Here is a 21698-nt window from a genome sequence, read left to right as displayed (position 1 = left end):
CAGAATCATATCGTTCTGCCTAATATAATCTTATTAAATTTTACCACGTACTACTTTATATGCCAAGTAGAATATAGATGGAACCTCTCGTAAGTAGTTTACTACAAGTATCTCTTTTGGAGTCTTGGCAGATAATAGCTCGTGCTTTATGCCTAGATAATTACTTAGTATGTCAAGCCTAAACATATGAAAGCCGTTTGACACGATTAAGTAGTTTTTGTCTTTGCCGACTAGGTCTGTTGCGAACTCAAGGTTCTCTATAGTGTTCTTAGAGTTCTCTTCACATACCACATCAGCTTCAGCAACTCCCATTGACACAAGGTAGTTCTTTGCAGCCATCGCTTCACTAATACTTTCGCCTTCACTTGCGGCGCCTGTTGTTATGATTTTAACACCAGAGTTTAAAGTGTAGTACTCATACGCTGCGTCAAGTCTATACTTAAGTGCGAGCATAGGATTTGCATCCTTAACTCTTGCGCCTGGCACTATAATGTACTGGGCTGTGCCCTTAGGGCTCTTATTAGCATTAACAAGTACTAATATTTCTAAAATTATTGCTATTAGGATAATAGCTTTAAATAAAAATTTAATTAATCTTTTCATTTTAATATATACACCATTACAGGTCTCCTACCAAATTGCAAACATTCCCAAACTGTTTCCATGAAAAGGTCTATCTTGTTTCCCTTGATAGCTCCGCCTGTATCTTGTGCGATTGCGTAGCCGTAGTCAGGCACACCTGGTGTTAAGCTCTTGATATATAGTCTAGTGCCTAGAGGGATAACCCTTGGGTCAACAGCAACAGTGCCTCTCTTAGCTCTTGCGCCTGAGGCGGTGATGCCGTAGCCTTTGTCGCCAGGTCTCTTACCAGTTGATCTTGGACCTGCTTCATATGCGGTAGCCACCATCTTGATGGCCTTCCTTGCAGAGAAGTCACCTCTATCGTTAATGAAGACATCCTTAGTGCCTTCTTCAAAGACTTGGTCTACAGGTTTAACTATAGTCTCAACGTGTATTATCTCTTCTTTGATAAGTTTGCCGGCTGCGTAGTAAGTCTTGCACTTTACTTTGCTTGTGCCATTCACACCTTGAATTAAGATTTTGCTTTGATCATGGTTTAGTTCTTTGTTTTTCTTTTTAATTGTTTTAAAAGCTACATCGACTTCCTTCTCTTCGATTTTAGTCTCTACCTTTATTATGCTTATCTTTCCTTCACTCTTAAGCTCACTTTCTAGATCTGGAATGACGATATCGTCATCATCTAGCTTTAACTTAAGATCTTCTAAAAGCTCCTTAACTGTCTTGCATGATGTCTTATATGTCTTTGTGACTCCATTGTTATCAATCTCATATACATGATTTTTAGCTTCATTTGCAAAAGAAAGACTTGATATTAAACATAAGAATATTATAAAGTTAATTATTTTTTTCATAGTCTACTCCTTTCATTTGTATAATATATGACATTATAACAAAATTAAAACAGTTTTGTCAAATCTGAGCTAAAATTCGATATCAAGTGAGACTGGACAGTGGTCAGAACCCATCACATCGTCTAGTATGTCCGCGTCCTTAATATTCTCTTCAAGCTCTTTTGATACTAGGAAGTAGTCAATCCTCCAGCCTGCGTTTCTTGATCTTGCGCGAGTTCTGTATGACCACCAAGAGTACCTATCAGCTTCGTCAGGGTAGAAGTATCTAAAGGTATCGATGAAGCCCGAGTCAAGCAGCATGTTGAACTTTTCTCTCTCCTCATCAGAGAAGCCTGCCTTGCCTCTATTTTCTTTTGGATTTTTAAGGTCAATCTCGTTGTGAGCAACATTAAGGTCGCCGCAGACAACAACGCCCTTAGTCTTTCTTAGACCGTTAAGGTAGTCTCTAAACGCGTCCTCCCACTCTTGTCTGTACTTTATCCTCTTAAGACCATCTTGCGCGTTAGGAGTGTATACATTGACAAAGAAGAACTTGTCATACTCAAGAGTGATGACTCTTCCTTCAGTGTCATGCTCATCAATACCAAGACCATAAGTCACGTTTATGGGCTCAGTCTTAGTAAGTATCATAGTGCCCGAGTAGCCTTTTTTCTCAGCGTAGTTCCAATACTCGTGGTAGCCTTCACGCTCCATCATAAGTATGCCTTCTGATATCTTAGTCTCTTGAAAAGCATATATATCTGCCACAGTGTCGTCTAAAAACTCATTGAAGTTCTTCTTAAGGACGGCTCTTATACCATTAACATTCCACGAAATAAATTTCATTTAATCACCTCTTTTAAAATTTCACATCCTTATCACTATTCTATCACAAAAGACCTTTATAATAAAGACAGAAAAACAAAAGGAGGACGATATTATGAAATACGATGAATTTAATGATGGGTTTATCGATGAGGATGATGTCATAGAAGATAACGACAATGACAATGACAATGACAATGACAATGATAATTGCAACGATAGCGATAACGATTGCGACTTTGATGGAGATGACTTTAGAACAGATGACGACCTTATATATGAAAGGAAGACTTACAGAAGGAACAAGCAATATGACAGGCCGCAGTATAGAAAGGCAAAGTTTTCATATAACGAGGTAAACAGAAAGCCAAAGAAGACTTATGGAGCAGGTGTGCTTGCATGGGCAATCATCTTCTCAATATTCTTTGGAACGCTAACAGGCTTTGGCGGTGCATATATCTTTAACAAGGCAAACAATGCTTACAACTATATGCATGCGGATGCGAAAGATAAGACACAAAAGATCACCATAGATCAACCGACTGAAATAGTCGAAGCAGCAACTAAGAAGGCTATACCATCTGTAGTAGGTATCACTACTCAAGTTATATCACGTGACTTCTTTGGTAGACAAGCCTTAGGCAAGGGTACAGGCTCTGGCGTTATAGTTAGTCCAGATGGCTATATCATCACAAATGCACACGTAGTTAAATCAGAAGTGCAAAACACAAACGAAGGCTTCGACGACTTTCCATTCGGAAGTGACTTTCCATTTGGTGGAGGCCGGGGCTCTAAGAAAGAAGCTAATAACGACAAGGAAGATAAAGAAGATGTAGATGAAGACGACGATGATATGGATAATGGAAGTGCAGGCGAAGATAAGGACAGCCCATATGATTACAACAGTAAAGACAAGAGTCAAAATACTGACAAGAAGGGCGGCAAGATAAACGTACTACTTGACGACGGCTCAACACACAAGGCAAAGATAGTATGGATGGATGAGGACATGGACCTTGCCATCATTAAGATAAATGCAAAGAACTTACCAGTTGCTGAACTTGGCGACTCAGACAAAGTGCAAATCGGTCAAATCGCCATCGCCATAGGTAACCCACTAGGTCTTGACTTCAACAGAACTGTTACATCAGGAGTTATCTCTGGTAAGGACAGAACTATAAGAGTAGACAAAAAAGTTATCAATAACCTAATCCAAACAGACGCATCCATTAACCCTGGTAACTCAGGTGGACCACTACTAAACTCAAAAGGCGAGGTCATAGGCATCAACACAGTTAAGCTTACAAATGCAGAAGGACTTGGCTTTAGCATACCTATCAATATGATTAAGGGTGTTTTAAACTCGATCTTGAAGACAGGCAAGGCACAAACTGCTCAACTAGGTGTGTCTATATACAACGCAAAGGACTACCAAGCAGCTCTTAGAGTTAAGCTAAACACTGACAAGGGAGTTGTCGTATTAAGCGTTGCAAGTGGCACTGCAGCAGACAAGGCAGGTATAGTACCTGGCGACATCATACTAAAGGTTGATGATAAAGAAGTTACCGATGTCAATACACTTAAGTCGATAATGTTTGGCTACAATCTAGGTGACGAGGCCACTCTTAGAATAAACAGGAATGGCAAGGAGATGGATGTCAAAATAAAGTTCACAAGCATGAACAAGAACTAATTACTTTATCACAATTATAAAATTAATATATATAAACGATTGACAAAACTTATTAAGTATGCTATACTATATATAGATGTAGATAAAGTATATGAAGGGTGGGATTCATCTTATGAATGAGATTAAAAGAATTAGAAAGAGTGTTGAGAGTATTTTAGGTAAGAAGGTGCATCTAAGAACAAACGTGGGACGTAATACCTTTGTTGAAGCGCAAGGAGTGATTACCTCAGCATATCCAAATCTATTCACAGTGACTCTAGAAGATGGACAAAATAACGATCAGGTTATATCGTATACTTATTCAGATGTATTAACATCGACGGTAGTAGTAAAAATAATCTAAAAAATATCCTCACAGCGATGTGAGGACTTTTTTTCTTTAAAAGACGTAAGAGCTAATGAATCTTACGCCTTTTTTATTTGAATAATATGGGGCTTGCTATATAGAGAGAGGTCTCTCATATATATGCAAGCCTTTCATATAGTGGCAAGCTTCTCATATATATCTTCGCTTACTATATACTAGCAAGCGTCATAAGTCTTAGGAGCCTAGATATATATAGATGAGTGCTATGTATAAGCAGGGGGACTAAAGAATTTTCAAATGACACAGCTCCAAAAAATAAAACTATACATTAAAATTAAAATGTGTTATAATTAACTTAAGAGTGGAGGAGTATCTGAAGAGATGATAAAAACAAAATCTTATGCGAAAATAAATTTGCATCTCGAAGTCGTTTCTAAGAGGGACGACGGCTTTCACGACATAATTACTCTTATGTCTAAGGTTGATCTTTATGATGAGATAAGTTTTGAAAGGTCGGGCGAGTTTATAATTGACTCAAACATCGATATCAAGGACAACATTATGAAGAGGGCGTATGATTTAGTAGCTGACATAAGGGATATAAAGGGACTTCGTATAGCACTTAAAAAGAATATACCTATGGGGGCAGGTCTTGCTGGTGGCAGTTCTAATGCTTATGAAACCGTTAAGGCGCTTGACGAGCTATATGATTTATCCTTGACAAAGAAAGAATATTTTGATATTCTTTTAAAGCTTGGTAGCGACTGCAACTTTTTTACTGCTAAGTCGGCTGCCATATGCACAGGTAGGGGCGAAGAAATTAAAGAAGTAGATATGCTTAAAAAGCACAGTGCTCTTATAGTCAACCCTGGTATTAATATCAGCTCTAAGGATGTATATGAGGGCATGACTTTTGATGGTAATCACTTGAGTATTGACGAGATAGAAGCACTTCTTAAAAGGGATGACTTTACTAAGTATACTAACAATATGCAAGATTTTGTTTTCACACACTACATAGCTGTTAAGAATCTATATGACGAGATGAAAACTCTTGGAGGCTTTAAGACTATGATGAGCGGCTCAGGATCGAGTATCTTTACTTTATTTGACAGTGATGATAAGCTAGATAGGGCTTACAAGCTTATGAAGAACCACTACCAATTTGTGATTAAAGTACACTTGATATGAGGTGATTTTATGTTACAAAAGATATTGGAACCGATATTTACATTTTTATATATAGTAATAATTTTTGTAATGGACAATTTTATAAATAAATACAACTACACTGACAAAGACTTTAAACTGCAAAGTATATTTACTAAGACTTATGTGGTCTTCGTCACCATCTTCTTAGGTATCAGAACTTATGCCTTGTTTTTAAGTGATGATGACAAGATTGTAAGGCTTATGAACATATCCTTGTTTATGAGCTCGCTTATGATACCGATAATAGCTATAATATTTTATTATCTAGCAGCAATCTCGCTGCGCAAAAAGAGGATGCCTGAGGCTTCAAATGTGATTTACTTACTAGATGCGATACTACTTATACTTACCTTGCTACCACAAAACGGCTGGTTCCAAGACAGAATAAGTAGGTTTATGGAAGTCTTCAGGACCATAATCATACTTTTGCTTAATGCACTAATCTTTCTTAACGTATTCAAAAATGCTGTTAGAAGAAGAAATGTTTTCATTCAGAGAGCGTCTTTAATGTTCTTCTTAGCGGGCATATCTTACAGCCTTGCTAATATTTTAAAGACTGCCAGAGTGAAGAACGTTCTTTATGTACTAAGCTTGGTATTGATACTAATAATGATTTACACATGGTACAGAACCATACGTAAAAAAACTGAAATATATAGAGTATAAGGAGGTTATAATGAAAAGACCTGTTTTTGAAGCATTATCAAAATTAAAAGATGAAAATTCTGTTTCTTTCCACATGCCTGGTCATAAGGGAAAGAACACATTGTTTAACTGGGGAGACTACATCCCAGCTATTGACACGACAGAAACTTATGGTATGGACAACTTGCTTGAACCAAGAGGAGTAATTCTTGAGAGTGAGAAGGAAGCTGCCAAAGTATTTGGAGCGATGAACACTTACTACGCTGTTAATGGTTCTACTGGAAGTATATATATTGCCATAGCAACTATAACTAAGCCAGGAGATACTATCATTGTTCAAAGAAACTGCCATAAATCAGTATATAACGCGTTGATACTAAACAGACTAAACCCTGTTTACGTATATCCAAAATATAACGACGACTACCACGTACTTACTGGTGTTGATCCAGATGAGATAGAGGACTTGATCCTTGACAACCCTGAGGTAAAGGCTGTTGTAGTAACTCACACTAATTACTATGGAATTGCTTCAGACCTTGAAAGGATAGCTGAGATTTGCCACAATTACGGCAAGATACTTATGGTTGATGAGGCTCACGGACCACATATGAAGTTCGATGACAGACTTCCTAAGTCAGCTCTTGAGTGCGGCGCAGACATTGTTATCCACTCTACACACAAGACACTTACAGGCTTTACACAAACATCGATGATACACGTTGGCTCTGAAAGGATAGACACTAACAAACTTAGAGACAGATTCCAACTATATACAACAACATCGCCATCGTATCTGTTCACTCTATCTAATGAGACTGCATGTGCATACATGGACGGAGAAGGTAGAGAGAAGCTTCATCACAATGTAACTAAGTGCTTGGAGTTCATCGAAGAGCTTAAGAAGATAGACAGAGTTGAAGTCTTCGAAGGCGACGACTTTGACAAGACTATCAAATCAAAGGACAATACTAAGATATTATTTAAGCTTGAAGGTGTTAAGGGCTCAAGACTTAGAAAAGAACTTTACGAAAGACACAATATCAGACTTGAGATGAGTGACTATTACTACGCACTAATATTTGCAACTCTAATGAATGAAGATTCTGATTATGACAAGCTTCTTGAAGCAATCAGAGGCCTTTCAAAGAACCTTTCTTATGAAGAAGTTAAGCATATAAGAGTTAATATGCCTGATCCAAAGATCATAATCAGACCAGCGGATGCATATTACTCATCAAAGAAGATAATCAGCCTTAAGGACTCTTTAGGAGAGATAGTAACGTCTCCAATAATTCCTTATCCACCTGGAGTACCACTACTAGTACCAGGCGAAGAGATTACTGAAGAGATACTTGAACATATACAATTCTTAAAGGAATCAGACCTTAACATAGTAGGTCTACTTGGCGACGACCAAGACTCGTTGGTTGTAGTAGACTAATGAAAGGCGTTGTTATAGCTCTTGAAGGACAAGATGGTACCGGCAAGAGCACTGTCATAGATGCAATCAAAGGCTACTTCGATGAGAAAGGCCTTGCATATATAAGCGCAAGAGAGCCGGGCAGCACAGAGATTGGCGAGAAGATAAGAGAGATTTTATCTGACAAGGCTAATAAGGAGATGGACTATCATACAGAGGCGCTGCTGTTTGCAGCATCGAGGTCGGAACTATACGACAAAGTGATTAAGCCAAATGTGGAACGTGGGACTTCGGTCATACTAGATAGATTCTTATTATCCTCACTTGCTTATCAAGGTATAGTTAGAGGGCTCGGCGTAGAAGAGGTAAAGGCGCTAAATGATTTCTTCCTAAAAGGTTTTAGGCCCGACCTTACCATACTGATGGACTTGGATGCGAGAAAATCATTTAAGAGATTAGAAAAGCTTGGTGAGCTTGATAGGATTGAGTCCTTGGGAGAGGATTTTCAACAGAAGGTTCATAAGGCATACTTAAAGCTTTATAAAGAAGAAGATATGAAGCTAATAAAATTAGATGGCACTAAGGACAAGTTGAGCCTTGCTCACGATGCCTTAGAGGAAGTAAAAAAACTAATAAAGGAGTGTTAGTATGAAACTAATTGTAGCAATTGTACAAGACCAAGATGTTAATCCACTAATGGATGCTCTTACAGAGAAGAAGTTTAGAGTAACAAAACTATCTTCAACAGGTGGATTCTTAAAATCAGGCAACACTACATTACTAATAGGTGTTGAAGATGATAAAGTTAATGAAGTTAAGGAGCTTGTTGATCACAACTGCAAGACAAGAGAGATAACTACATCTTTATTAACAGTTACTATGCCTGGAGATACTTTTGTACCATATCCACTTGAAGTTAAAGTTGGTGGAGCAACATTATTTGTATTAAACGTAGAAGAATTTTTAAGAGTTTAGGAGTAAATTTGTGTTTGAGAAAATATTTGGCAATGATGAAGTAAAGAAAATACTTTATAACGATATTAGCACTAATAAGCTTGTATCATCCTATATTTTTGAAGGCAAAGACAGTGATTATGTAGAAAGCCTTGCGATGGAATTTGCAGGGCTTCTTCTTAATTCTAAAAAACCAGATAAGAAAGTTGACTTCACTGTATTTGGTAAGACGGACAAGATAAACAAAGAGCAGGCGCAGTCTATAGCTAAGGATGTCTATGTAAGACCCTTTGAGCTAGATAGAAAGGTCTACTTATTACTGGATAGTGAAGATATACAAATTGAGAGTCAAAACGTTCTTCTAAAGACACTTGAGGAGGCACCAAGTTATGTTGTAGTAATCTTTGTTACTAAGAGCCTTAACATGATACTTGATACCATCATCTCAAGGAGCAAACTTATTAGAGTGATGCCTCTTAGCATAAGTGAGCTTAGGGACTATATAGATGAAAATTACTCTAAGCTTAAAAATAAGGAGCTATATGCATCCATTGCCATGGGAAGCGTTGGTGCGCTTAAAGCCTTTGTAGAAGATGACAAGGAGCTTATACTTAGAAAGAACAGTATAGATATAATCATAGACATCTTAAAGAAGAAACGCTATGAGAGTATCAAGGCACTTGACTACTTAGAAGAGCAAAAAGATAATATTGAAAAGATACTTACATACTTTGAAATCTTTATCAAGGACATAGCATCGAGTGAATGTAGGATTGTTAATCTTGATTATAAAGATGAGATTAAAAGTTTTAAAGCTCTAGCACTATATGACTTGGTAGAGTGTATTGACATGATAGAAGAGACTAAGAGGTACTTAGGCAACAGTGGTAATTTTAGACTGCACCTCGAGACTCTAGTCTTAAATATGATAGAAAAATTTGACAGGTGATTAAATGAATAAAAAAATAATTGGCGTAAGATTCAAGCCCATAGGCAAGATATTCTACTTCGACCCGATGGGACAAGAATTTACTACTAATGACAAGGTTGTTGTTGAAACTGTGAGAGGCCTTGAACTAGGTGACGTTGTTGTTGCCGATAAGGAGATAGACCTTAAAGAGTTTGGTATACCTCTTAAGCCGATAATAAGAAAGGCGACTAAAGAGGACATAGATCAAAAGATGGATAACGACATCAGAAAGGCTGAAGCTAGAGAGATATTTGTGCAAAAGAACGAGGAGTACGGTCTTGGTATGAACTTACTTGACGTTGACTTTACTCTCGACTTAAACAAGGTTATCTTCTTTTTCACTGCTGAGGGCAGGGTTGACTTCAGAGAGCTTGTTAAGGACTTAGCAAGAATATTTAGAATGCGTATTGAGCTTAGACAAGTCGGTGTTAGAGACGAAGCAAAGTGCATACCATCAGTTGGTAAGTGCGGCAGGAAGACTTGCTGTTCATCGTTCTTAGGTGAGTTCTCGCCTATTAGCATAAATCTTGCGAAGAACCAAGACTTAACGCTTAACGGTAGCAAGCTATCGGGTCTTTGCGGAAGACTTATGTGCTGCTTAAACTATGAGGCAGACCAATACAACGAGCTTGTTGACAAGATGCCTAAGATAGGTGCGATAGTTGTAACTGACAAGGGCAAGGGTGTTGTTATCGATAGATTCATACTTAAGCAATCACTAAAGGTTGAGCTTAAGGAAGGAGAGAACGTTGGTAAGATTATACTTACCTTTGCTGATGAAGTTAAGAACACAGGTAAGATTGACAGAAACTACGTACAAGAGTCCTACACTGACGACGATCAAGAAGACATTAAGAATATAGAAGGTGACTAGATGTTTATTCAAGATAAAAAATTACTTATTGAGTTTGCAAAAAAGATGATTAAAGACGAGCTTACTGTTGGTACAGCAGGCAACATTAGTATATATGACCCGGTTGAAAAGGCGATGGTTATCACGCCATCGGGGATTGCTTATGACAATATGAACTTTGATGACTTAGTTGTTATGGACCTTGATCTAAATATCTTAGAGGGCAAGAACAAACCATCAACAGAGTCTTTCTTACACGCTCTCGTATATAAGAACAGAGAAGATGTTAGGAGCATAGTTCACACTCACTCGATATATGCGACAAGCTACAGTACTTTGCGTAGGCCATTAGCAGCACTTCACTACATCATGGCAGACCTTGGCGGAGAAGATATTAAGTGCGCAGAGTATGAAGTCTTTGGCACACAAGAGCTAGCAGAGGCTGCACTTATTGCACTTAAAGATAGAAAGGGCTGCCTACTTGCTAATCACGGCGTACTTGCACTAGGTAAGGACGTTAAAGAAGCTTACTCAAACGCAAGAACCATAGAGTACATTGCTAAGATGTATCACATAGTACGCTTCGAAGACGATGTACACATACTAAGCAAGAAAGATATAGACGCGGTTATTGAAAGGATGAAGTCCTATGGACAAAAATGATAGGATGGATAAGGACCTTGGCTTCATGCTCAAGTACGAAAACGTTGCTTGGTTTGAAGATGGCAAGGTAAGGATACTAGACAGAAGAGTCTACCCAATAGAGACTCGCTACGAAGTATGCTCGAGCTATAAAGAAGTAAGAGATGCTATCAAGAACATGGTTACGCAAAGCGCAGGTCCATATACAGCAGCCTTCATGGGCATGGCACTGGCTGCATACGAAGCGAAGGACTATACTGAAGGTAAGTTCATTAAGCACATGAACGAAGCGAAGATGGCACTTGCTAATGCTAGAGAGACAACATCTTTTAGAATGTTGCAAGTAACTCAAAGGGCATATGACATAGCCAAGGATGCGATAGAGAAGGATCTTGTACCATATGAAGAGATATTCAAGGGCGCACTTGAGTCATTAGAGAGAAGGTACTCAGCCATAAACGAGGTGGCAAAGAATTTAGCAAAGCTTATGCCGGACGAAGGAGCTATAATGACGCAATGCTTCGGCGAGACCATAGTCGGCTACATGATGCTTAGAGCGAAAGACCTTGGCAAGAAGATCAAGGTTTATTGTCCAGAGACGAGACCGTACTTGCAAGGAGCAAGGCTTACTGCATCAGTTTTAAGAAGTCAAGGCGAGGACGTGACTGTCATCACTGACAATATGGGCGCGTGGACTATGAAGGAGAAGAATATAAGCTTATTTACATCAGCAGCCGATAGCATTACTAAGGAAGGCTACGTTGTCAACAAGGTCGGCACTTTGCAGCTCGCAATATGCGCAAAGTACATGGGCATACCATACTTTGTAACAGGCATACCTGACTTAGGAAAGTCTGTTGGCGATGTAAGCATAGAGAAGAGAGACCCTCACGAAGCAACATCTTTCATGGGCAAGAGCCATGTAATGAAGGGCGTCAAGGGTTACTACCCAGCCTTCGATGTAACGCCTCCTGAACTAGTTTCAGCAGTTGTTACTGATAGAGGCGTCTTTGCACCATATGACTTAGCTTCATATGGCAAGATGGGAGAAGTGGATTATTATTAATATGTTTAAAGAAATGAATGTTTACAAAAAAATACTCATAGCCATAATTGTGGTTTTGCTTCTTATACTTCTAGCGACATTTGCTTTTCCAAAGAAAGTTGTGAGCCTTGTAAGTAAGCTTAGCGCACATAGAGAGAAGATGCTTACACTTGAGAAACTTTATTCAAGAAACTTAACTAGTGATATGAAGGTCTTTTTTAGAGATGATAAGATTTATTATCATAAAGATGGCACTCTAGTTATGACTAAGATGAGCGATGAAGATGTACTTAGAAGGGACTTTGAAGCGAGAGCTGCAAATGTTCAATTTAAGGATAAATACATCTATGCAACTGATGGACCAAGTGGCATTGTTAATATTTTAAGCTATGATGACCTTAAGGATGTAAAGAGTTTTAACTATGATGAAGATGTCGCCTTTGTTGATGAAAAGAACGGTAGATTCACTGCATGGCTTAGTGATGGTTTCAATGAAACGCTTCGTACTTATGACGACGAGTTCACAGAACGTTTTAGATATAAGGCAACGAACCCTATACTAACATACAATGTAGATAAGGACTTCAAAACTATGCAGATAGCGTCCTTTGATCCGTTCTCAAGTGAGATCAAGGCATCCTTGTATAAAGAGATCAATAGAAAGGGCGAGAACAAGCTTCTATATAAGTTCAACGGCGAAGTCATTGCCTTTATAGGTGAGCTAAAGGGTATGAAGCTAGTTGCAACGAACAAGGGAATCTACTATATGCAAGAGTCATCAATAGTCTTCAAAAAAGAGTACAACACACTTAAGGATATAGTTATAAGTGGTGGCAAGGTATATCTTTTATGTGACGACAGGCTTATGGTTTTAAACGACAAGGCTGAAGTCTTAGAAGAGCACAGCTTCAACCAAAACGTTAGAAGCCTTCTTAAGTACAAAGACGATTTCATAGTCTACTCAGAGAGAGAAGTATATATTCCATCTAAAGATAAGTACTATATGAAGGATTTTCAAGAAGACATCAGAAATATATTCTTAAGCAAGGACAGCATAGCTATAGTAAGTGATGAGAACATAACAATTTATTCAATAAATATTAAGTAAAGTATTAGATTTATTTATAATAAGACAATTTAACTTGACAAAGCTATACTTTAAGTATAGATTATACTTAGGAGGCGGTATTTATGAAAGAAATAGATGCAAGAAAGTTGGCATGTCCAAAGCCAGTTATATTAACAAAGAAAGAATTGGACGCAATGGAAACAGGAGTTGTATGCACACTTGTTGACAACAAGGTTGCTACTGAAAACTTATCAAGACTAGCTGAGTCTATGGGACTTAAGGCTACAGTTGAAGAAGTAGAGGGTGATTACAAGGTAACTATCAATAAAGATCACATAGTTGCAGTGAAATCTGAAGAAGAATCCTTCGTTATAGGTATAGGAACTAACGTTATGGGTCACGGCGACGAAAAGCTTGGCGCTATACTTATCAAGAGCTTCTTATATACAGTTTCACAAACAGCACCACTACCAAAGACTATAGTTTTCTTCAATGGCGGTGTTAAACTAACATCTGAAGGCAGCGAAGTGCTTGAAGACATTAAGAACATGGAAGCTAATGGCGTTAAGATCATCTCATGCGGAACATGTCTTGACTTCTACGGCTTAAAAGAAAAACTTGCAGTTGGCGAAATTTCTAATATGTACACTATATACGAAACATTAGAAAAGGCTGATAAGAACATAGTATTATCATAATGAAAAGATACGTTTTAAGCTTCAACTCGACACACCACGCAATACTTGCTGAAGGCGTGTTCAAGAAGGAAGCTATAGAGTACAAGATGATACCAACACCAAGACACGTAAGTTTATCTTGCGGCTTGTCCATAGTCTTTAACAAGGACGACCTTGATAGAGTTAATAAACTTATCGAAGATAAGACAATTGAAGGCGAGGTTTTTGATTACTAATGCTTGAGTACAGGGTAGATGATCTTGTTAAGATGAAGAAGGCACACCCTTGCGGCACAGATGAATTTAAAATCATCAGCGTGGGTGAAGGGGTCACTCTTAAGTGCACAGGCTGCGAAAGGATTTTAGACTTCACAGCAAAAGACTTTGAAAAGTACGTAAGAAAAATTTATAGAGACGGAAAATTTATAAGTATAAGATGATGGAGATGTGATTAATTTCACATCTCTATTTTTGCGCATCAAAAAAGGCGGCACTTAAAGTGTCGCCTTTTGCATATATTCATATATTCATATATGACATTAGTCTTCGTTCTTATATGGCTCCAAGAATGCGTGGAAGTGTCTCATAGGTAAGTTCTTGCCCCAAAGTATACGCATGTTTGGAATGCTCTCTCTGTCTTCATAAAGTGCCTTGACAGCAGCTATGACATAGTCAAGGTGCTCTTGAGTAAGTCTGCTTCTATCTATAGCGAAGCGCACAACATTTGCAAGCTCAGCTTGTTGCTCAGGAGTCTTTAGGTCATACTCCATAGAGAAGTCGCCAAGTTCAGCAACTCTTATGCCGTAGCGCCTAATAAGTTCTAAGGAGAAGCCTTGACCTGCGAAGGTATCATGACCGCGCTTGCCATCGAAGAACTCATCCATGTTGATGTAGACTGCGTGTCCACCAGCAGGAAGTACAACGCCTTTAACGCCTGCCTTGTAGAAGCCTTGAGCAAGGTACTCTACTTGCTTAACACGGCTGTCCATGTAATTAAAGTCGCAGCTTTCGTATAGACCAACAGCTAGTGCCATGATGTCGTGGCCGCTCATGCCGCCGTAGGAGTCGTTGCCGTAGCAAGAGATTTGCTTAACCTTAAGTCTTACGCCGACATCCATCTTCATAGTTCCATCCTCATTAAAGTCAGAGAACTTTTGCCAGAACAGGCCCTTGTCTCTAAAGGCAAGCATGCCGCCCATATTCGCATGGCCATCCTTCTTAGCTGACATACAGAAGCCGTCGCAGTATGAGAACATCTCTGTAGCGATTTCGGCGATGGACTTGTCTTCGTAACCTTCTTCATTCATCTTTATGAAGTAAGAGTTCTCAGCCCAACGAGCCACGTCAAAGATTAGCGGTATATCATACTTGCGAGCAATCTTGTTTACTTCTCTTATGTTTGCCATGGAAACAGGTTGGCCGCAAACAGTGTTGTTAGTGATGCACATAAAGATAAGTGGAACGTTTTGGACACCAACAGCGTTTATTAGCTCTTCAAGCTTTTCAAGGTCCATGTTGCCCTTGAATGGATTCTTGTCGTACTTGCCGCCTTCAGGCACTTCATATAATAGTTTTTTATTGTATAAGTTTCTTGGCACAGAGCCCATTTGCTTGATATTGCCTTCAGTTGTATCAAAGTGACCGTTCGATGGTATAGTGAAGACCTTACCAGGATGACGCTCAGTTAAGATATTTTTAACAATCTCCATAAGTACAGATTCAGCCGCACGTCCTTGTTGAATGATAAAGGAGTTAGGTCTTTCCATTTGTGCTGCGCCGCCATTGAAGAGGCCGCCTTCGTACTCGCATAAGTAAACTTCGTCCATCATCTTCTTAACATCTCTGCAGTCAGTTCTCACAAGATCTAGAGTCTTCTTCCAGTTCTTTTCTCCGCCACGTTCAAATATGTCTCTAAAAGTATCAAGAAGAACGTAGTAGCCAGTGTTCCTACCATAAGCCTCGTCTCCTAAGAACAGTGATGCCCATTGAGTGTTAGTCATGGCAGTAGTACCCGAGTCACTTAGCATGTCTATAGTTAATAGACCAGATGGGAAAGCAAACTCGTTGTAGTGAGTTGCCTTAAGAGCCTTCTCACGCTCCTCAACTGTAACCTTTGGTAAATCCTTAACAACGTATGTAAAGTGCGTTGGAGTTGGAACGTTTAATGGATATTTCTCACTCATAATATACCTCCTTTGATTTAATAAGCATAGTCCATCAATTCTAGTATAAGCTTTTAGCATAGCAAAGTCAAGAGCTTTATATCTTGCTAAGCTATGGTGATGGGCATCATAAGCTTGATTTTTATATATAGCAAGGCTCCTTACATATACCTCGCCTCTCATATAGTGAGAGACCTCGCATATAGTAGGTGGCTTCCTATATAGTACATGGCTTCATATATAGTTCCACGCGCACAAAACATTTCACGTGCCATATAACTTACAAAAAAATCATTCTGTCCTTTTTAAAATCATTGAAGTAAAGGAATTTTTATGTTATAATCAACTTAGATTATTTTTAGGAGTGATACTATGACTAATGATGAAAAAGAGCTTCTTAAAGCTAGAGAAGAAGGCTCAAGTGTAAAGACGAGCGCTAAGACGCTTCAAAGATTAATTTAGACATAAGGGTAAGAACTATGGAAAGAAGATTTAAAAAAGCTATAAGCTTAGAGACATTCATCTTTTTGGCAGTCTTATTTGCCTTTTTTTACTACCTATCATCTAAGATGGGGGCTATCAACTTAATCAATACCTTCATGAACACTGCTTATTCTTTGCTTATGGAAGTGTGCTTTTACATAATGGCGATAGCTGTCGTTGCGGGAGGATTATCATCTATACTAAGCGAGTTTGGTGTTATATCCCTAATCAATAAGCTCTTGTCAAAACTAATGAAGCCAATCTACGACTTACCGGGCGCGGCATCTGTTGGTGTTTTGACTTGTTACTTATCAGACAATCCATCGATACTTGCACTTGCGAAGGATAAAAACTTTTTAAGGTACTTCAAGAAGTATCAAGTGCCTGTACTAACAAACATTGGTACAGCTTTCGGTATGGGCTTTATCACAACAACAACTATGATGGGTCTAAAGATTGACGGCAGCATCAAGGCAGCGCTTATTGGTAACTTAGGAGCTATCATAGGCTCTATTGTGAGTGTTAGGATAATGATGCTCTTCACAAAAAAGAAGTTTGGCGTTGAGGCAGTTGCCGTAGGTGATGCGGACGCAGAAAAGACAACTATGGATCTAAGACCAGTTAGAGACGGATCTATCTTCAACAGATTCATCGACTCCTTACTTGAAGGAGGCAAGATTGGTGTTGAGATGGGTATGTCGATAGTACCTGGCGTTATACTTATCTGTACAGTTGTACTTATACTAACAAACGGACCGGGACCAGAGGGTCTATATACAGGAGCTGCAAAGGAAGGCGTGAAGCTGCTACCATTTATTGCAGATAAATTAAGCTTCATAATAAAACCGATTTTCGGTTTCACATCAGGCAAGTGCATAGCTGTTCCAATCACTGCACTTGGCTCAGCAGGCGCAGCTATAGGCTTAGTACCTGAACTAATTAGCACAGGTGCAGCAAGTGCATCAGACGTTGCAGTCTTCACTGCTATATGCATGTGCTGGTCAGGCTACCTTTCTACACACATCGCCATGATGGACGCGCTAGGCTACAACGACTTAGCAGGCAAATCGATATTTGCACACACTATTGGTGGCTTAGTAGCTGGTTTTTCAGCAAATTTATTATTTACTTTCTTAGGATAGGATAGGAGAAGAAATGGACGAAAGACAAAGAGTAATTTCATTATTTAAGTATATTAGGCAAACTATTGACGACAAGTACAAGCCTATATTAAATGTTAAGGACGAGTTATGGACAAAGTACCTTGACGATATCAACCTTAATAATAAATTCCTCTACTTTTCTTGCGGCAGCGACTCAACAAGTGATGTGATTCTTAGGATTACAAGACCTTACTCGCAAAAGACGCAAGAAGATATTAGAGTGCAAAATTTATTTAAGGAGTTTAGAGAGCTTTTCTACAAGCTTGAGAACGAGTCTCACCTTTATGAATTAGTCTTTGCCAATGGTATTTTGATCTCAAAGTACGACCCAAGTATCTACCATCCTATACTAATAAAGAGGGCATCTATTGATTTTGATTCAAGAAAGGACAGCATAGCAATACGCGATACAAACAGGGATATGACGCTTGACATAAAGCTAATATCTCTAATTGAGAACGTTAACCACTTAGAGCTTAAGAACATCATGGAGCACATCTCTATGAACTACTACCATCCATTCGATACGGTGTCAATGGCTGAGCTTATGAAGTCCATGGCGAAGAGGCTGCATACAGACTCCTCATACGAAGAAGCAAATGTGAGCGAAACCGACAAGGCCTTCACCATAATCAATAGACCACTACTATACTTAAGAAATAAAGAAACTGATTTTATACAAAACCTTGACGAGATGATTGAGTCCATAGAAAAGGGTTCTGAAGTAAACAAGAGCCTACTTAACTTATGCGGCGTCAACATCAAAGAGAAGGAAACAGAAGAGAGAGCCGAGACTATCGAAGACAAGATTAGAAACATCGAAGGCATCTCACAAAGCGTTTTATTCACAAAGGAAGCGAACAAGGAGCAGCTTGAAGTAGCACAGAGAATTGCAAACTACGACACTGTCTTGGTACAAGGACCTCCTGGCACAGGTAAGACGCACACTATAGCGAACCTTTTGGGAGATATCTTAGCAAGAGGCAAGACTGTTTTGGTCGCTTCGCAAACGAAGAAGGCGCTTTCGGTACTTAAGAGCATGACTCAAGAAGAGATCAGAGCACTTTGCGTATCGACTATAGACGACAACAACGAGGACATGGAGAAGTCCATCGACTCAATTACTGATTATATAAGCAATCACTCCATAGAAGAGCTTAAAGAAAAGATACAAAAGCTCAATATGGACAGAAACATATTGCTAGAGAGACTTAACGAAACAAGAAAGAAGATCTTTAGCATCAAGTCATCCGAGCTAAAGAGCATTACTATAGGCGAGGAAGTCTTCAGTCCCATAGACGCGGCGAGATTTCTTCACGACCATGACGGCTTAAACAAGATACCTGGCGAGGTAAAACTGTATGAGAAGCTGCCTATATCAAAAGGCGACATAGACTTTTTGTACTACTCAAACGAGGCGCTTACTAGAGAGGACGAGAAGGAGCTAAACATTGGTCTACCTGATCCAAACTCCATACTCAATCCAGAGGATTTAGAGAAGACAGTGGAGGCAATGGACGCAGCGCTACTTAGAGCAAAGACTCTTAAGGAAGAGATCAGACGCAACATCACTTTGAAGGAGAAGGTCTACCTTGATCAAAATGCTCTTTACAGTGGTAAGCAAGATGAAGATTTTAGAGATATATACGAAAAGATTGACTACCTTAATAGTCTCGACAAGCTAGAGGATTGGCAAATTAAGGTCATAGTTAGTGCCAAGGCAGGTAATGCGGATAAGAAGAGCTACATTAGACTTGCTGAACTGATTACTGACCTTGACGAGTACTACGATAGAAACATCGAACACTTAAGAGGCAAAAGACTTATCTACCCAGCTGAGATGAATCAAAAAGAGCTAAGACAGTCACTTGAAGAGATGAGAGCAAGACTTGTTGAAGGCAAGAAGATCAAAGGCATTTCGGCAATGTTTAAGAACGCGTGGAAGAAGGTACTTGCGAGCGTTAGCATAAACGGACAAGGACTTGTTACGGTTGAGGATATGGATGACGCGATAGTTAATATTAACTTAGATATCAAGATATCTGAGCTAAAGGCACTCTTTGACGAACTTATATATAAAACAGGATATGACTTCGACAGAGAAAAGCTTATTGAGGGTAAAGAGCTACTAAGCTACTTACCACTTATAACTAAGCTTATGAAGTTCTACGATGAGAACGTTCAAGCATTATTTAAGCTAATGCAAGACAAGGGCTTCAATATAAACAGCATCTTTGTTAATAACAAGGTATTAGCTCCTAAGGACGCCTTCATTAAAGAGATGACACTTATTAAAAACGACTTAAGAAAGTACATCGAGCTAGTTGATGAGTATGACTTAAAATATATTCCTGCGAAAGAAAAGCTTGATGATACACTTGAAAAACTTAAAGTAGATGAAGATAATAAGTCCGACTTGCTCTTACTAATGAACACTGCGATAGAGACTAAGTACTACGAGAGCTACAGGGACAGCTTTGAAAATCTTAAAAAGACTTACGAGAAGATTAAGATACTTAGAAAGAGAAATGAGCTACTTGATAAATTAGCTGAAGTAGCACCTACATGGAAGGAATTTATATACAACCGCTTTGATATACATGGGCTTAAGGATGCACCTGAAAACATCGAAGAGAACTGGTATTACAAGCAATTTGATGGTATCATCTCTAAGATAAATAGAACGCCATATGAAAAGTATCAAAAGATGATGACTTGGTACAAAAAGCAGCTCTACGACATCACAAAAGAGCTTGCTTCAAACATGGCATGGCACTCGTTTATGCTTAAGATCAAGGACGATATAGAGAAGAAGCAAGCCTTACAAGGCTGGCAGTTAACTATGAAGAAGATAGGCAAGGGCACAGGTAAGCAAGCTGTTGGCTTAAAGAAGAAAGCAAAAGAGCTTATGAAGAAGTGCCAAAGATGTGTACCTGCGTGGATTATGACCATAGACAAGGCGCTTGAAAGTCTTGATTACAATCAAAAGTTCGACTACTTAATCATTGATGAGGCATCGCAAGCAGATATATCTTCTATACCTATCTTGCAATTAGCAAAGAAGGCCATCATAGTCGGTGACGATGAGCAAGTTAGTCCGCAAGCAGTCGGTATTGACCAAGACAAACAAAACAAGCTTATCGATATGTATATCAAGGACAAGGTTGCAAACAGCCACTTATATGACTTGAACTCATCCTTGTACGATATACTTAAGACAAGCTTCCCAGTACTCACTCTAAAAGAACACTTTAGAAGCGTGCCAATGATAGCCGCCTATTCAAACTTTATTTCATACGACGGCATTATAAAGCCGCTTAGAGAGTCTTCATCTACCAAGGTTCAGCCTGCACTTAAATTAGTTGAACTTGATGGCACAAAAGATGAAGATAGAGTCAACGAAGCTGAAGCAAATTATATAGTAGATGAAATTGTAAGGATAAAGGACGAGCCTGATTACGAAGGCAAGACCATAGGCGTGATATCGCTAGCTAGCGAAGATCAAGCTAAGTTTATAGATAAGCTTCTTATAGAAAAGTTAAGCTTGCAAGATTATGACAGGCTCAACATACTATGCGGTAGACCCGCAGCTTTCCAAGGAGACGAAAGAGACATCATTTTCTTAACAACAGTTGATTCGAACGACAAGGACGAAGCACTTAAGGTCTTAAATGAGGGTGCCTACGATGTGAACAAGAAAAAGTACAATGTTGCAGTTTCAAGAGCGAAGGACCAAGTCGTACTAGTAACATCACTTGATTACAAGAAGGACCTAAAGCTTGGCGATATTAGGAGAACTTTAATCGAGTTCTTTATAAATCCCGAGGACAAGATGGTCTTTGATAAGTTAAACAGATACGAGCTATCATCCTTTGAAGAAGACATCAAGAAAGAGCTTGAAGCAAGGGATGTAGAAGTAAAGACTAACGTAGAAGCAGGTCTTTATAACATAGCCCTACTTGCTATAAAGGACGATAAGAAGTTCATAGTTGAGGCGGAAGGATCAGAATTTGATATAGATGACGAGACAATCATTAATCAGATGGAAAAGAGAGATATTTTGGAAAGAGTTGGCTGGAACTTTGCTAGCATCAGAAGTACGAAGTATTACTTCGACCCATCTAAAGCGATAGATGATTTACTAAACGATATGAAGTAGAAGGT

At 38.9% G+C, this 21698-nt stretch carries 21 protein-coding genes; 17 read left to right on the top strand and 4 right to left on the bottom strand.

What is annotated here, in order from left to right; all coding sequences use genetic code 11:
* Positions 1-33: 33 nt before the first annotated feature.
* The 3 genes from KO172_RS01045 to KO172_RS01035 all read right to left on the bottom strand — a co-directional run bounded on the left by KO172_RS01045 (position 34) and on the right by KO172_RS01035 (position 2258).
* Positions 34-603: a YdcF family protein gene (locus KO172_RS01045; protein WP_215491742.1), complete on the bottom strand. Its 570-nt coding sequence runs from the start codon at positions 601-603 to the stop codon at positions 34-36.
* Positions 600-1433: a G5 and 3D domain-containing protein gene (locus KO172_RS01040; protein ID WP_215491741.1), complete on the bottom strand. Its 834-nt coding sequence runs from the start codon at positions 1431-1433 to the stop codon at positions 600-602. The genes KO172_RS01045 and KO172_RS01040 overlap by 4 nt, the downstream gene beginning before the upstream one ends.
* A 69-nt stretch (positions 1434-1502) precedes the next feature.
* Positions 1503-2258, bottom strand: coding sequence for an exodeoxyribonuclease III (locus tag KO172_RS01035; protein ID WP_215491740.1), 756 nt, complete (start codon positions 2256-2258; stop codon positions 1503-1505).
* 94 nt (positions 2259-2352) lie between these two features.
* On the opposite strand from KO172_RS01035, the gene KO172_RS01030 reads away from it, so the two are divergent.
* The 15 genes from KO172_RS01030 to KO172_RS00960 all read left to right on the top strand — a co-directional run bounded on the left by KO172_RS01030 (position 2353) and on the right by KO172_RS00960 (position 14166).
* Positions 2353-3930 (top strand): S1C family serine protease, encoded by a 1578-nt coding sequence (locus tag KO172_RS01030; protein ID WP_215491739.1) that lies wholly within the window; start codon positions 2353-2355, stop codon positions 3928-3930.
* Between the two features lie 112 nt (positions 3931-4042).
* Positions 4043-4273, top strand: a complete 231-nt coding sequence (locus tag KO172_RS01025) for a Veg family protein (RefSeq protein WP_215491738.1) — start codon at positions 4043-4045, stop codon at positions 4271-4273.
* Between the two features lie 345 nt (positions 4274-4618).
* On the top strand, positions 4619-5428 hold the full coding sequence (gene ispE / locus KO172_RS01020; RefSeq protein WP_215491737.1) for a 4-(cytidine 5'-diphospho)-2-C-methyl-D-erythritol kinase: 810 nt from the start codon (positions 4619-4621) through the stop codon (positions 5426-5428).
* A gap of 9 nt (positions 5429-5437) precedes the next feature.
* Positions 5438-6115: a hypothetical protein gene (locus tag KO172_RS01015; protein ID WP_215491736.1), complete on the top strand. Its 678-nt coding sequence runs from the start codon at positions 5438-5440 to the stop codon at positions 6113-6115.
* 10 nt (positions 6116-6125) lie between these two features.
* Positions 6126-7538 carry an aminotransferase class I/II-fold pyridoxal phosphate-dependent enzyme gene (locus KO172_RS01010; RefSeq protein WP_215491735.1) on the top strand — a complete coding sequence of 471 codons (1413 nt, stop codon included), beginning with the start codon at positions 6126-6128 and terminating at the stop codon, positions 7536-7538.
* Positions 7538-8164, top strand: coding sequence for a dTMP kinase (tmk, locus tag KO172_RS01005; protein ID WP_215491734.1), 627 nt, complete (start codon positions 7538-7540; stop codon positions 8162-8164). The genes KO172_RS01010 and tmk overlap by 1 nt, the downstream gene beginning before the upstream one ends.
* A 1-nt stretch (position 8165) precedes the next feature.
* Positions 8166-8492: a cyclic di-AMP receptor DarA gene (gene darA, locus KO172_RS01000; protein ID WP_215491733.1), complete on the top strand. Its 327-nt coding sequence runs from the start codon at positions 8166-8168 to the stop codon at positions 8490-8492.
* A gap of 10 nt (positions 8493-8502) precedes the next feature.
* The gene (locus KO172_RS00995) at positions 8503-9420 is read left to right on the top strand and encodes a DNA polymerase III delta subunit-related protein (protein ID WP_215491732.1); all 918 of its coding nucleotides are present in this window, start codon (positions 8503-8505) and stop codon (positions 9418-9420) included.
* A 4-nt stretch (positions 9421-9424) separates the two neighbouring features.
* Positions 9425-10315 carry a PSP1 domain-containing protein gene (locus tag KO172_RS00990; protein ID WP_215491731.1) on the top strand — a complete coding sequence of 297 codons (891 nt, stop codon included), beginning with the start codon at positions 9425-9427 and terminating at the stop codon, positions 10313-10315.
* On the top strand, positions 10316-10957 hold the full coding sequence (locus KO172_RS00985; protein WP_215491730.1) for a class II aldolase/adducin family protein: 642 nt from the start codon (positions 10316-10318) through the stop codon (positions 10955-10957).
* Positions 10944-12002, top strand: coding sequence for an S-methyl-5-thioribose-1-phosphate isomerase (locus tag KO172_RS00980; RefSeq protein WP_215491729.1), 1059 nt, complete (start codon positions 10944-10946; stop codon positions 12000-12002). The genes KO172_RS00985 and KO172_RS00980 overlap by 14 nt, the downstream gene beginning before the upstream one ends.
* Before the next feature lies 1 nt (position 12003).
* The gene (locus KO172_RS00975) at positions 12004-13089 is read left to right on the top strand and encodes a hypothetical protein (protein WP_215491728.1); all 1086 of its coding nucleotides are present in this window, start codon (positions 12004-12006) and stop codon (positions 13087-13089) included.
* 83 nt (positions 13090-13172) lie between these two features.
* Entirely contained in the window at positions 13173-13748 is a 576-nt protein-coding gene (gene yedF / locus KO172_RS00970) for a sulfurtransferase-like selenium metabolism protein YedF (protein WP_215491727.1), read from the top strand.
* Positions 13748-13963, top strand: a complete 216-nt coding sequence (locus KO172_RS00965; protein WP_215491726.1) for a putative Se/S carrier protein — start codon at positions 13748-13750, stop codon at positions 13961-13963. The genes yedF and KO172_RS00965 overlap by 1 nt, the downstream gene beginning before the upstream one ends.
* Entirely contained in the window at positions 13963-14166 is a 204-nt protein-coding gene (locus tag KO172_RS00960; protein ID WP_215491725.1) for a DUF951 domain-containing protein, read from the top strand. The genes KO172_RS00965 and KO172_RS00960 overlap by 1 nt, the downstream gene beginning before the upstream one ends.
* A 99-nt stretch (positions 14167-14265) precedes the next feature.
* Here KO172_RS00960 and KO172_RS00955 read toward each other — a convergent pair whose 3' ends face one another.
* A complete protein-coding gene (locus tag KO172_RS00955; protein ID WP_215491724.1) occupies positions 14266-15909 on the bottom strand; it encodes a tryptophanase in 1644 nt (547 codons plus the stop codon).
* Between the two features lie 458 nt (positions 15910-16367).
* Here KO172_RS00955 and KO172_RS00950 point away from each other — a divergent pair, with 458 nt between their 5' ends.
* Both KO172_RS00950 and KO172_RS00945 read left to right on the top strand, forming a co-directional pair.
* Positions 16368-17513: a CD0519/CD1768 family membrane protein gene (locus tag KO172_RS00950; RefSeq protein ID WP_215491723.1), complete on the top strand. Its 1146-nt coding sequence runs from the start codon at positions 16368-16370 to the stop codon at positions 17511-17513.
* A 13-nt stretch (positions 17514-17526) separates the two neighbouring features.
* Entirely contained in the window at positions 17527-21693 is a 4167-nt protein-coding gene (locus KO172_RS00945) for an AAA domain-containing protein (protein WP_215491722.1), read from the top strand.
* The last annotated feature ends 5 nt before the right edge of the window (positions 21694-21698 follow it).

Origin of the sequence: Fenollaria sporofastidiosus (genome assembly GCF_943169635.2) — a bacterium.
Taxonomy (GTDB): domain Bacteria; phylum Bacillota; class Clostridia; order Tissierellales; family Peptoniphilaceae; genus Fenollaria; species Fenollaria sporofastidiosus.
The sequence above is the reverse complement of the archived record's forward strand: the minus strand, read 5'-3'. Positions and strand labels throughout refer to the sequence as shown.